The following is a 12,328-nucleotide window of genomic DNA, read 5'->3' as shown; positions in this document are numbered from 1 at the left end:
GTCTCTTTGTAAGAAGAGACTTCTTTTTAAGCTACGTATGCTTTTTTATAGAAATGTGAAGGAGGTTAAGTAAATGCGAAAAAATAAGAAGAAACTATCTTTCTTCGTTTTAATTGTTCTATTATTTCAGTTGATCTCACCAATTACTTCGGCATTGGCTGCAAGTATTCCAACTGCACCAACGAATTTGCGTTCTACTTTAGATGGAATTGATAATGTTATATTAAGATGGGATGCAGTTACGGGAGCAACGGTTTATCGAGTATATGAAATTCAAGGTGAAAATAAAGTTCAAATAACTCAAACTTCAAACCTTAATCGTTATTTTCCAACTGTAACAGAAGGCACTCATACTTATGCTGTTACTGCTGTTAACAGTGCAGGAGAGTCTTCATTTTCAACATTGATTGATGTTGTCATTAAGTATCCTAACATGCAGCCACCAAGCGGAGTAACATCTCTTATATTTAACGGTAATGATGTTTCGTTAAAGTGGAATGCCGTCGAATTTGCAAATAGCTACAAAATTTATGAAGTAAAAGATAGTCAAAGGGTTTTATTGAATACAGGGACCACAATAAGTAAATCATTTACCAATGTTACAGAGGGACAGCATACATACGAATTGACCTCTTACAATGATAAATATGGGGAATCAACTGCGAGTACTATTGTTGTAAATGTTGTGTACCCTGTTATTGCCGCGCCAGAGAACTTATCTTCCTATATTTACGATATTAATAATACTACTCTAAGCTGGAAGGAAGTTGCTTTTGCAGATTCTTATAATGTTTATCAATTAGTGGATGGCGAAAGAAAGCTTATCACCAATACAATCAATACACGCCAATATATTGCAAACCTTTCAGAAGGACAAAATGTTTATGAAGTAACTTCTTATAGTAATAGGTTTGGAGAAGGAAAAGAAGGGAGCAAAATCAATGTAACGATTGATTACCCTGAGATGCTTCCGCCGGACACTATCTCCTCCTATTTTTATAATGGGAACGATGTAATGTTAATGTGGTCTTCAGTAAAATATGCTAATAATTATCAAGTTTATCAGATTGTAGATGGTAAAAAGGAATTACTTGCAACTACAACAAGTCGGTCCTATTATATCAGCAATCTTCCTGAAGGGGATTACACATACGAGATTGTTTCGGTGAGTGACCGTTTTGGTGAGTCTGTGCCAAAGTCATACAATATAACCGTCGATTTCCCAGAAATGCAAGCACCCAGGGCTATATTAACAATGGATACAGCAACTAGTGCTATCATTAGCTGGTCATCTGTTCCTTATGCAACCGAATATGAAGTCTATAAATTAGTAAATGGAGAACCAACATTAATTGGTACTAGCACGAAAACAGGTTACTCTGTTAAGGATTTAGAACAGGGCAAACACGAATACGTGGTTCTAGCCAAATCCGATCGTTTCGGAAAATCAGCATATTCTAATGTTGTTGTGGCAGAAGTATCTCCAGCACTTCCAGCACCAAAACCAAGTGCGCCAGAAGTAAAAGGTGATTCCGTCACTTTTACCTGGGAACCTGTAAAAGAAGCAGACAAATACAATGTTTACAAAGAAGTAGACGGAGAACGTGTACTAGTTGGAACAACAACAGATCCAACCATTACAGTCGATACTCCAGAAGAACAAGGCACTCACGAGTACTTAATCGTTCCAGTTACCAAAGATGGAGTAGAATCAATTGACTATGCAACGGTTGAAGTGGAGATCAACAAACCTTCTGATGTTACAGCACCGGTTACTGCTGCTGACACCAATGGGAAATGGTCAAAAGAGGATGAATCTGTCACGCTAACTGCAACAGATGATTTAAGCGGTGTAAAGAGCACCTATTATTCTATTAACCATTCAGAATTCGTAGAAGGAACACAAGTAACAATCAACCAAGAAGGCGTAAACACTGTTTCTTTTTACAGTGTGGATAATGCTGGAAATGTTGAAGAAGTGAAAACAGTTGATGTTAAAATCGACAAAAAGGCACCGGAAACGAAGATCAATGCCGATGCGCATTGGTACAAAAACACGATTGATTTGAAACTAACAGCCGAGGATGATCTATCCGGAGTAAAAGCAAGCTATTATTCGATTGATAACGCTGCTTTTGCCGAAGGCTCAGCGTTATCAATCGAGGAACCAGGTATTCACACGGTTTCTTTCTATAGCGTGGACAATGCTGGCAATGTTGAAGAAGAAAAAACGGTTGAAGTGAAAGTTGACAAACAAGCACCAAAAACTACAGCAGATATTAAAGCTAATCATGAAGTTGAATTAACCGCAGCAGATGACCTTTCAGGAGTCCAAGCAACCTACTACTCTGTAAATGGTGCTGATTTTAAAGAAGGAACCAGCTTTGTGGTTGACCAAGAAGGTGTTAATAAAGTTACCTTCTACAGTGTCGACAAGGCCGGAAATTTTGAAGAAAATCAGACAATTCAAGTAGTTGTTGACAAAACGGCTCCAGTCACTATAAGCAACGTAAAAGATCAATGGTCCATAGAAGCAGTGAACGTTGAACTAACCGCAACGGATGATTTAAGCGGAGTAAAAACCACCTACTATTCTATTGACGGTGCTGAAAACAGCGAAGGTACAAGCTTCACTATCGAAACAGAAGGTACACATAATATTACTTTTTATAGTGTCGATAATGCTGGCAATATCGAAGAACAAAAGACAGTAGAAGTAAAAGTAGATAAATCGGCACCGGTCACAGTAAGCAATGTCGAGGATAAATGGTACACAGATGCAGCTAATGTTGAACTGACAGCAACGGATGATCTAAGCGGTGTAAAAACAACCTACTATTCTATCGACGGTGCCGAAAACAATGAAGGCACAAGCTTCACCATCGAAAAAGAGGGCACACATACGGTTACTTTTTACAGTGTCGACAATGCTGGCAATATCGAAGACAAACACACAGTAGAAATAAAAGTAGATAAAACGGCACCAGTCACTGTAAGCAATGTAAAAGATCAATGGTACACAGATGCAGTAAACGTCGAGTTGACCGCAACGGATGATTTAAGCGGCGTAAAAACAACTTACTATTCTATTGACGGTTCGGAATTCAATGAAGGCACAAGCTTTACTGTAGAACCAGAAGGCGTTCATACAGTTACTTTTTACAGTGAAGACAAGGCCGGGAATATCGAGGACAAGCAGTCTGTCAATCTAAAAACAGATAAAACAGGTCCAGTCACAGTAAGTAATGTTGAGGATCAATGGTACACAGAAGATGTGAATGTTAAGCTTACAGCAACTGATGAATTAAGCGGTGTGAAGGCAACCTACCATGCTGTCGATGGAGCAGTTCTTGCCGAAGGTACAAGCTTTACAATCACTTCAGAAGGTATCCATTCCGTGGTCTTTAATAGTGTGGATAACGCCGGTAACATGGAAGCGATTAACACAGTTCATGTAAAAGTGGATAAAACAGCACCAACGATTAAAGCCGACTTCCCAACGGAATATGCACTTGGTGCAAGTTTAGACCTTACTTATAAAGCAGCAGATAATCTATCCGGTATCAAGGAAAGTTATGTTGAAGTAAATGGAGTTAAAAACACAACTGGAAAAGTTACATTAGACAAGCCAGGCGTGAATACCATTAAAATAACAGCTATCGACAATGCGGGATTAAAAACGGTTGTGGAAAAAACAGTCTCTACCTATATCCAAGCTACCATTGAAGTGACACCAAAAGTCATCAATGGAAACAAAGGGGACTTTACAGTAAGAGCAACATTACCTAAAGGGTACAGCTTTGAAAAAGTCGACTTAGCAACAGCCACTATTAATAACGTCCATGCTCTTAACGATAGCAAGGGATTAGAAAATCAAGCCAAGAAAGGTCAATTTAAATTTGATCGGGAAGACTTTGTTTGGGATGAATCCAAAGAACTATTAGTCTTCCGCGCTATGGTGGATGGCGTTCTGGTTGTAGGAAGCACAACCGTTGATGTCATTCAAAATCAAGCACAGGGAACAAAAAAATAGTTGAATAAAAAAGAGGATGTTCCAAAAATATTTTGGGACATCCTTTTAACTCTTTTTCTTGGAAAATACTGTGGAAAAAGACGGGGTTCTGCAATAAAAAAACACCAATGCTGGTGTTTTTTTTATGCAAGGGTACCGAAGAAATTATTGACACCTTTTACCCAATTGTTATTTAACCCGGTGGGGTCATTATCCGCGCCAACTGGGGCGTATTTAGCACCGATCTTTGCAATCGTATCGATTCCCTTATCTACATAATTATGTCGTAGATTACGGGCCATATCGAAAATACTTTCCTCAACTGAAGCATACCTTCTTAGGCCATTCTTTCCCATCATTCCGGCAATATTATTTTTTTCGTTTGCTGCCGGGGAGGTACCATTCCCCGTTTCGTGCATGGCGATTGAGGCTAGCAGATTCGGGTTCATATTGTATTTTCTTCCCGCTGCAAGGAACGTTTCTCCGTGATTGCTTAATTTCCCTTTTAAATTGGAATTTAATTTCGCTGCAGGCACCTCTGAAAAATCTAAGCTCTTGGCTGATTCTAGAATATGTGAATAATCTTTTAGGTTACCAAGGACGGGAGAGAGGCCAGACATAAAACTGCTCTTTGAAAGCTGGGGTTCGGGAAGCTTAGCCGATTCCTGCTCACTTAAGACAGATTGTAAAATAGCTTGAAAAAAATCTTTGTTAGAAATTTGCTGATTTGCACTAGTCAACTTTGGTAGATTGGTCGATATAGAAAGTAGAGCTATATTTTTAAACCAGTCTGAAGATACGGGACCTATGCTCATAGTTTTAACGCTCCTGTATTATGACATCTTTTCTACTATTTTACACCTTTTCTAATATGAGGTAAATCCTATCGGAATACTTTGTTAAAATATTTTTATAACATTAATCCTTTACTTGAAAGGAGAAAAATAAGTGATTTCACCGGCCGCACTGAATCCAAGTCCACCCAAAGTTTCAGATAAAACTAGCAGTACTAAACAAGACGAGCAAACAGCCGGTTCATTCTTGGAGATATTGAATGAATTCAAACAAGAGGCGGGACAGGATTCATCTAACAATCTTATTAGCATAGTGAACAACTTGTATAAGGCATTTCATGAGCAGCCTAAGGAATCTATACCATTAGCAGGCATAGAAAATAACCAGCAAGAACAAACGGACGATGAGCAACAGACAAGAGATGATCTGCTGGCTTTTATTAGCTTCTTATTTAAACAAGACATTGATCCAGGAAGTCTTAAACAAATAGAAACAGCCTTAGATAAAATGAAACAGCAGCAGGAAACGATCAGCTTTGAAAAAATAGCTAAACTGCTCACGGAATTGGCATTGCCAGCAAAGGATGCAGACATGACTGTCCAAACAGAGAAGAAAGCGGCCGAGGATGTGCTCAAACCTACTTTCTCCTTGAAGCAAACCGAGAATACCTCAAAGCCTGATTTTGAATTTCAGCCAAAGTTTGAGGGGAAAGAAGTGGTCTTTCAATCGTTTCATTCTAACGGAACGGCTTTAGCTGCTAGTAAAGGGGAGCAGACCCCAATGCCAAAGGTGACAGTCCAACAGGTTTTCTCCGAAGTCATCGGGTTAGTCCAGAATCAAGCGAGTCTCAAAAAGGCATCTGAGTTCATTGAAGCAAAATTTTCGTTAACCCCTGAAAAGCTTGGTGATATTGATGTGCAGTTGTCGATTCATAAAGGGCAAGTGACAGCCCACTTTTCGGCTGAAACATTGCTTGGTAAAGAATCATTAGAATCGCAGATGTCTTTACTGCGTTCATCCTTGCAGCAGCAAGGACTTCAGGTCGATAAACTGGAGATATCCTTAAGCGGCGGACACGGGTTGCAGCATTCTTTTTCACAGCAGGAGGAAAAATCGCGGCAGGAACAATCACAGCAACGGTTTGCGAAAAAGAAAATCAATGTCGATGATTTTTATCAAACGCATTCGATTATTGATGACTACAAACACACTGGAACGCAAAACACGATCAATATACTCGCTTAAAAAGGGGATACCAAGATGAACTCGATTAATTCCATAAATATGACAACAGCGAACACAAAACAAACCAAGCAGCAGAACCAGATGGATAAAGACCTTTTCCTTCAAATCTTAACAACACAACTGCAAAACCAAGATCCAACCCAGCCCATGGAAGATCGCGAGATGATTGCGCAAATGGCGCAGTTTAGCACGCTGGAACAAATTTCAAATTTAAATCAAGCCTTTAATCAATTTATTAGCAGCCAACAGCTAGATATTAGCCGGTATTCTACGATGATCAACAAAGAAGTTTCCTGGGCCGATGAAATAACAGGCCAGTCCGAAAGTGGTGTTGTCAAAGGAATTATCCAAAACAATAATCAACTCTATTATCAAGTGGATGACCAAGATGTTCCTGTGGGAATGATTCATTCAGCTAAAGATATATCTACACAAAATTAAGATCAATCAGGAGGGTAACTAAATGCTACGTTCATTAAATTCAAGTGTATCGGGAATGAAAGGGTTCCAAAATAAATTAGATGTGATCGGTAACAATATTGCCAATGTGAATACGGTCGGATTCAAGAAAAGCCGGATTATGTTCCAAGATGTGCTCAGTCAAACGGTACGCAGCAGTTCAACTCCAAGTGGTAATTCAGGGGGGACTAATCCTGTCCAAATTGGCCTAGGTGTAAAAACAGCCTCTGTTGATACGATTCAGACACCGGGAAGTCCGACAACAACAAACCTTTCTTCTGATTTATATATGGATGGCAATGGGTTCTTCGTTGTTCAAACCGACAGCGGTTCGAAATATATGACGCGAGCAGGAAACTTTGACAGGGATGCGAATGGTGACCTCGTAACCCCGCAAGGATATAAGGTTCTCGGCTTTAATGCTGCGACAGACGTAGTGGAGCCGATTAACATTGATTCCAATCAGTATGTTTCCTACACGATTGATTTTAATGGAGTTGTAAGAGGGATAGCGGCAAATGGGACGACAACTGATATTGCTACAATCGGTACTGCGCTTGTATCCAATCCTGCCGGGTTGAAAAAAGTAGGCGGATCAATGTATGAATTAACAGGGAATGCTGATCGTGAAACCAATATCGATAATCTGATCAGTAAACGCCAAGATAATAATGCCGGCCAAATCGTCTCCGGTCAGCTTGAAATGTCCAATGTTGATCTTTCAGAAGAAATTACAGAAATGATTATTGCCCAGCGTGGTTTTCAAGCAAACGCTAAGGTTATTACAGTTTCAGACTCTATTTTAGAGGAACTTGTGAATTTAAAACGTTAATAGATTCATAGGGACATTTAATTAACTCTAGACCATCATTAAATCAAAGTGTTAGTATTTAAGGGGAAAGTTAACTACTTCTACGTTCCACTTTCCCTTTGAATGATTTTACGGCGGTGAGGAAAACACGATGAAACTTTATGAAAATAGCAATGACGTAAAAGTTTATGATTTTAAAAAAGCACTGCGGTTGTCCATGGAGCAAGTACGTGTCTTAACACGCATTCATGATAACTTTGCCTACCAGCTGGCATCCGCCATTTCCACGCAATTAAGGACGATTGTTCAAGTGGACGTGTTGTCCGTTAACCAGATGATCTATGAAGAGTTTATTAAACAACTTCCACCGTTCACCATTTTGAATATCTTTGAGACCCCGGAAAAGGGCCGCATGATTATGGAATTAAAGTCCCAGATGGCTTTTGCGATTATTGACCGGTTATTAGGCAGCCGGGATCTGCCTGCTTTCACTGAAGAAAAAACAACCTTAACCCAAATCGAAAATAAAATTCTCCATAAACTATTTGAAGGCTTCGTGGAAAATTTACAAAAATCATGGAAAGATTTAATGAATGTGAATTTAAAGGTGGTTGAAATTGAGACCAATCCCCAGTTTTTACAAGTAGCGATTCCCAATGAAACGGTGATTGTGATTGCTTTTAATATAAAAATTGGTGAAATATCGGAATTAATGCATATTTGCATTCCTTATATTATTTTAGAGCCATTTCTGCCCAAATTGTCGTCCTATCAATTGTTTTCAAACCGCAATAAAACCAATAGTCCAGAGGAATCCAATTTATTAAAATCAAAGCTGCAGGAGCTTGAAATTCCGGTAATCGTTGAACTAGGCCGTTCAAATGTTACGATTGAGGAATTTTTAGCGTTGAGTGTGGGTGATATCGTTCAGCTCGAGCAGCTATATGAGGAACCATTAAAAGCGATGGTTGGGAAAGACGTCAAATTCTTAGTCAAACCAGGTGTGAAAAAGACGCGTCTAGCAGCAGAAATCGAAACTGTTTTTGAAAAAGAGGGTAAAAAAGATGAGTCATGATGGGAAAATCTCACAAGAAGAATTAGCGGCATTACTAGGGGACACGAAAGAAGAAACAAAACCGTTTTTATTTAAGGATTTAGAAGAAAAACCCCCTAAAAAGGACAATGAGGAATCCGTCAATATGGATCTCTTGATGGATATTAATTTAGAAATAGTCGTTGAATTAGGGAGAACCAAAAAGAAAATAAATGAAATTTTAGAGCTTTCACAAGGTTCGATTATTGAATTGGACCGTGTCTCAGGTGAGCCGGTCGACCTCTTAATCAACGGAAAAGTAGTCGCCAAAGGTGAAGTCGTTGTCATTGACGAGTATTTTGGTATTCGGGTAACAGAAATTGTGAATAAGACAATTAACTAGTAAAAAGAAGGGCTGATTCCGCGAGAATCAGCCCTTCTTTTCATTCAACGCTTCTTCCGAAAATGTCGTTAACCATAGTAGATACTTTAAATGGTTCGGGGGATGGCAGGATGATCACAAACAATCTTCGTTTTTCTGGTTTGGCATCAGGAATCGATACCGAAACACTTGTTAAAAAATTAATGGACGCGGAAAAGGCACAACTAAATAAAGTTTTCCAAAATAAAACCAAGACAGAATGGAAAGTAGATGCCTATCGAGAGGTGAATACGAAATTCCTGGATTTACGTACTTCAATGGAAAGTCTTCGATTAGAGTCTACTTTTACCAAAAGTAAACTGACTTCATCAGATAGCAGTAAGGTAGACGTAACGCTGGCAGGCATACCGAGCAGAAGTGAGTATGTTATTTCGGCTGCCACACCGTATCAGCCGGGGACACCTTCTTCAGTAAAATTCGCTTCCACAACACTTCCCAGTGAAACAAGTGAATTAGGAGCTGGAAACGGATTTCAATTTAGCTTGAATGGAGAAACAATTGACCTGACCGCACAGGATTCGATCCGCAGCTCCATTTCAAAAATCAATGCTTTAGCTGCTAAAACAGGAGTGACAGCCAGCTATTCCAGTGGTGACCAGGCGATTGTGTTTACTTCTAAAGATGCAGCGACAACTATTAACATTGCGAATCTATCAAACCCTTCGAATATACTAAATCTGGCAGCTGGCACGGTCAATGAGACGCAGAATGACTTTCCGGCAGGAAACCTAAGTGGTGCCACTGGAAATTCAGCCGTAAAGGCCGTCGACGGTCAGGTAACCATTAACGGAACGACCCTAACGTATAAGAATAATCAGCTGACCTATGACGGGATTACGTTTACCATCAAAAACGACATCCCACCGGGTAGCAATGTCACGATTACGAAAAAGACAGATGTGGACTCGATCTTCGATACAATTAAAGGGTTTGTCGATAAATATAACGAGACCATCAAGACGCTTCACGATAAGGTGGGGGAAAAGCGGTATAAAGATTATGCCCCCTTGTTAGATGATCAGAAAACAGACATGAAGGACAAAGAAATTGAACTATGGGAAGAAAAGGCTAAGAGCGGGTTATTGCAAAGTGACCGAATCATTTCATCGGCCTTAGATAAATTACGCACCACCTTGTACTCGAATGTTCGTGATGTGGATTCGACAAAAATGAATAGTCAATTCGATTCGCTTGCTGAAATCGGGATTACCTCCAGTTCTAATTATAAAGAAAATGGGAAACTGGTTATTGATGAAACGAAGCTGCGAGCGGCAATTGAAAACAATCCCAATGAAGTGTCGTTATTATTTTCTAAAAAATACGATACCGCAAGCTCATCAAATAACACAGCAACTAATAAAGACGAATTTGCCAATAGCGGGATTGGCTGGAGGCTGTATGATCAACTGAATGAGACGATGAAGGAAATTTCCAAAACAGCTGGTACGTCCAATGATACTGTCCTTGGCAAATCATTAAGCCAGCTGGACACACAAATCGATTCCTGGCAGAAGCGATTACAAACGAAAGAAGATTATTATTGGAAGCAGTTCACGGCTATGGAGCAAGCCATTCAGAAATCTAATACCCAGAGCAGCTGGTTAACGCAGCAAATGGGCGGGTGATGATCACCATGTATGAACAAAAAGAGGCATTACTCCAGTCCTATTGCCAGCTTACAATGAAACTAGTAAACGAAATGAATTCGGACGAGACAGACCATATCCAGGCCTTACTGGACGCGAGACAAACCTGCATTGAGAAGGTAAACCAAATGGATCGAACCGCCGGACGAATTCTCTTAAATGCGGCCATTAAGGAACAGCTGTTACAACTGGTTCCTTTGGAAGAAAAGGTGAAGGAGATGTTACAGGGAGAGCAGCAAAAGGTAATCTATCAGCTCCAGGCGTTAAAAAAGGAAAAAAAGATTAAACAGTATGGGGAACCTGCCTATGGTTCCACTGGGGTTTTTTATGACAAAAGAAAATAGGGAAAAGGGGAAGATTATGTCACTTAAGAATCCGTACCAAGCATATGAGAATAATCAAGTACTATATGCCAAAGGGGAAGAACTGACACTGCTTTTATATAAAGGTGCCATTAAATTCATTGAACAGGCCAAACTAGCAATTGAAAAAAATGATCTGCCGCGAGCTAACGATCGCATTATTAGGGCTCAGAACATCATTAGTGAATTAATGGTGACCCTTAATATGGATATCGAAATCTCGAAGTCCCTGCTTCTCCTTTATGACTATTTAAAGCAAAGACTAATCGAAGCGAATATGAAAAAAGAGGTAGAAACTTTAAATGAAGTCCAAGCTATGCTGGCAGAACTGCTAGGAACTTGGGCAGAAGCGATGAAAGCTGTTAGACCTACTTAACAAGTGAATTTTTTGTTAAGTAGGTCTTTTTTCATTTTTTCCCCATTGTAATATTTGTAAGCGCAATGTAATATAATAGTATTGGTAAATTTTCGACCAATATCACCACAAAACGACATTTACAATCCGATAAAGGCAAACCTGGGGAAATCCAGTGACGCAAAGCTATAGGGGCTACGATCATGATGATCATGCCAGCCAGTTACCGAAGAGTTATAGTTTAATTTACTATGGACTATTCTTCGGAATAGTCTTTTTTTTGCTCGAAAAATGGATAAATTTACCAGTATGAAAAGGAGGTTATTTATGCTTCAAAACATTTCTGTTCTAAAGCAGGCATTGGATGCTTCTGTGCTAAGACATAATGCCATTTCTAATAATCTAGCAAATGTCAATACCCCCAATTATAAGCCGCAAAAAGTAGTTTTTGAGGAACTTCTTAAAGGAGAATTAGCTAACACTTCTTTTGAAGGAAAGCGTTCAAATGAAAAGCATATACCAATCGGAAATACAGCAACTAGAGCCTTCATTACCGAGCAGCCGGTTGTGATGCAAAATAGTGGGAATGGTGTGGATGTCGATTCTGAAATGACGGATTTGACAACCAACTCGATTTGGTATCAAACACTGAGCTATCAGCTTGGTGAAGAATTTAATCTATTAAAAACAGCGATAAAGTCAAGGTAGGGGATCGACATGTCCATGTTTCAACCACTAAATATTAGTTCTTCTGCATTAACCGCCGGGCGCCTGAAAATGGATATTATTTCTTCCAATATTGCCAATGCGACGACAACAAGAGGGAAATTGGTAAATGGGGAATGGGTACCATATCGAAGGAAGATGGTTGAGGTGGAACCAAAAGGATCAGCTCCGTTTAGTCAATATTTACAAAATGAAATGGGAGCAAATGGTGTAAAGGTCACAAAGATTGTTGAAGACCAGACACCTTTTAATCCGGTTTATGACCCAGCCAATCCCGATGCAAATACTGATGGGTACGTCATGATGCCAAACGTTGATATCACCAAAGAAATGGTCGACCTAATGAGTGCTTCACGAGCATATGAAGCCAACGTTACCGCATTTAATGTAGGAAAAACGATGTCGTTAAAGGCTTTAGATATTGGTAGATAAGGAGTTTTGC

12 protein-coding genes and 1 riboswitch are annotated in these 12,328 nt (G+C 39.5%); of the genes, 11 read left to right on the top strand and 1 reads right to left on the bottom strand.

Annotated elements, in window-relative coordinates:
* Positions 1–73 precede the first annotated feature (73 nt).
* Entirely contained in the window at positions 74–4,033 is a 3,960-nt protein-coding gene (locus AC4E8C_RS20805; RefSeq protein ID WP_490208532.1) for an OmpL47-type beta-barrel domain-containing protein, read from the top strand.
* Positions 4,034–4,155: 122 nt separating this feature from the next.
* Here AC4E8C_RS20805 and AC4E8C_RS20800 read toward each other — a convergent pair whose 3' ends face one another.
* Positions 4,156–4,827 carry a glucosaminidase domain-containing protein gene (locus AC4E8C_RS20800; RefSeq protein ID WP_490208531.1) on the bottom strand — a complete coding sequence of 224 codons (672 nt, stop codon included), beginning with the start codon at positions 4,825–4,827 and terminating at the stop codon, positions 4,156–4,158.
* Between the two features lie 133 nt (positions 4,828–4,960).
* Between AC4E8C_RS20800 and AC4E8C_RS20795 the strand changes: the two genes are divergently transcribed.
* The 10 genes from AC4E8C_RS20795 (at position 4,961) to flgC (ending at position 12,318) form a co-directional block, all read left to right on the top strand.
* A complete protein-coding gene (locus tag AC4E8C_RS20795) occupies positions 4,961–6,052 on the top strand; it encodes a flagellar hook-length control protein FliK (RefSeq protein WP_490208530.1) in 1,092 nt (363 codons plus the stop codon).
* A 15-nt stretch (positions 6,053–6,067) separates the two neighbouring features.
* On the top strand, positions 6,068–6,493 hold the full coding sequence (locus AC4E8C_RS20790) for a flagellar hook capping FlgD N-terminal domain-containing protein (protein ID WP_490208529.1): 426 nt from the start codon (positions 6,068–6,070) through the stop codon (positions 6,491–6,493).
* 22 nt (positions 6,494–6,515) lie between these two features.
* A complete protein-coding gene (locus AC4E8C_RS20785; RefSeq protein ID WP_490208528.1) occupies positions 6,516–7,343 on the top strand; it encodes a flagellar hook-basal body complex protein in 828 nt (275 codons plus the stop codon).
* 130 nt (positions 7,344–7,473) lie between these two features.
* Positions 7,474–8,397: a flagellar motor switch protein FliM gene (gene fliM / locus AC4E8C_RS20780; protein WP_490208527.1), complete on the top strand. Its 924-nt coding sequence runs from the start codon at positions 7,474–7,476 to the stop codon at positions 8,395–8,397.
* A complete protein-coding gene (gene fliN / locus AC4E8C_RS20775; protein ID WP_490208526.1) occupies positions 8,387–8,758 on the top strand; it encodes a flagellar motor switch protein FliN in 372 nt (123 codons plus the stop codon). Before fliM ends, fliN begins: the two co-directional genes overlap by 11 nt.
* Before the next feature lie 110 nt (positions 8,759–8,868).
* The gene (gene fliD / locus AC4E8C_RS20770; protein WP_490208525.1) at positions 8,869–10,422 is read left to right on the top strand and encodes a flagellar filament capping protein FliD; all 1,554 of its coding nucleotides are present in this window, start codon (positions 8,869–8,871) and stop codon (positions 10,420–10,422) included.
* 8 nt (positions 10,423–10,430) lie between these two features.
* Entirely contained in the window at positions 10,431–10,787 is a 357-nt protein-coding gene (locus AC4E8C_RS20765) for a hypothetical protein (RefSeq protein WP_490208524.1), read from the top strand.
* Positions 10,771–11,181 (top strand): flagellar export chaperone FliS, encoded by a 411-nt coding sequence (fliS, locus tag AC4E8C_RS20760; RefSeq protein WP_490208523.1) that lies wholly within the window; start codon positions 10,771–10,773, stop codon positions 11,179–11,181. Before AC4E8C_RS20765 ends, fliS begins: the two co-directional genes overlap by 17 nt.
* Before the next feature lie 124 nt (positions 11,182–11,305).
* Positions 11,306–11,391, top strand: a riboswitch (cyclic di-GMP riboswitch).
* A 96-nt stretch (positions 11,392–11,487) separates the two neighbouring features.
* Positions 11,488–11,868, top strand: coding sequence for a flagellar basal body rod protein FlgB (gene flgB / locus AC4E8C_RS20755; protein ID WP_490208522.1), 381 nt, complete (start codon positions 11,488–11,490; stop codon positions 11,866–11,868).
* Between the two features lie 9 nt (positions 11,869–11,877).
* A complete protein-coding gene (gene flgC, locus AC4E8C_RS20750) occupies positions 11,878–12,318 on the top strand; it encodes a flagellar basal body rod protein FlgC (RefSeq protein ID WP_490208521.1) in 441 nt (146 codons plus the stop codon).
* The last annotated feature ends 10 nt before the right edge of the window (positions 12,319–12,328 follow it).

Source organism: Neobacillus sp. SRL179 (genome assembly GCF_984799095.1).
Note: the sequence above shows the minus strand (reverse complement) of the source record. Positions and strands in the feature narration are given on the sequence as shown.

What these genes read in the sequence shown, in the direction of transcription:
- AC4E8C_RS20805 (WP_490208532.1), top strand. Translation starts at nt 74, where the DNA reads ATGCGAAAAAATAAGAAGAAACTATCTTTCTTCGTTTTAATTGTTCTA.
- AC4E8C_RS20800 (WP_490208531.1), bottom strand. Translation starts at nt 4,827, where the DNA reads ATGAGCATAGGTCCCGTATCTTCAGACTGGTTTAAAAATATAGCTCTA.
- AC4E8C_RS20790 (WP_490208529.1), top strand. Translation starts at nt 6,068, where the DNA reads ATGAACTCGATTAATTCCATAAATATGACAACAGCGAACACAAAACAA.
- AC4E8C_RS20785 (WP_490208528.1), top strand. Translation starts at nt 6,516, where the DNA reads ATGCTACGTTCATTAAATTCAAGTGTATCGGGAATGAAAGGGTTCCAA.
- fliM (WP_490208527.1), top strand. Translation starts at nt 7,474, where the DNA reads ATGAAACTTTATGAAAATAGCAATGACGTAAAAGTTTATGATTTTAAA.
- fliN (WP_490208526.1), top strand. Translation starts at nt 8,387, where the DNA reads ATGAGTCATGATGGGAAAATCTCACAAGAAGAATTAGCGGCATTACTA.
- fliD (WP_490208525.1), top strand. Translation starts at nt 8,869, where the DNA reads ATGATCACAAACAATCTTCGTTTTTCTGGTTTGGCATCAGGAATCGAT.
- AC4E8C_RS20765 (WP_490208524.1), top strand. Translation starts at nt 10,431, where the DNA reads ATGTATGAACAAAAAGAGGCATTACTCCAGTCCTATTGCCAGCTTACA.
- fliS (WP_490208523.1), top strand. Translation starts at nt 10,771, where the DNA reads ATGACAAAAGAAAATAGGGAAAAGGGGAAGATTATGTCACTTAAGAAT.
- flgB (WP_490208522.1), top strand. Translation starts at nt 11,488, where the DNA reads ATGCTTCAAAACATTTCTGTTCTAAAGCAGGCATTGGATGCTTCTGTG.
- flgC (WP_490208521.1), top strand. Translation starts at nt 11,878, where the DNA reads ATGTCCATGTTTCAACCACTAAATATTAGTTCTTCTGCATTAACCGCC.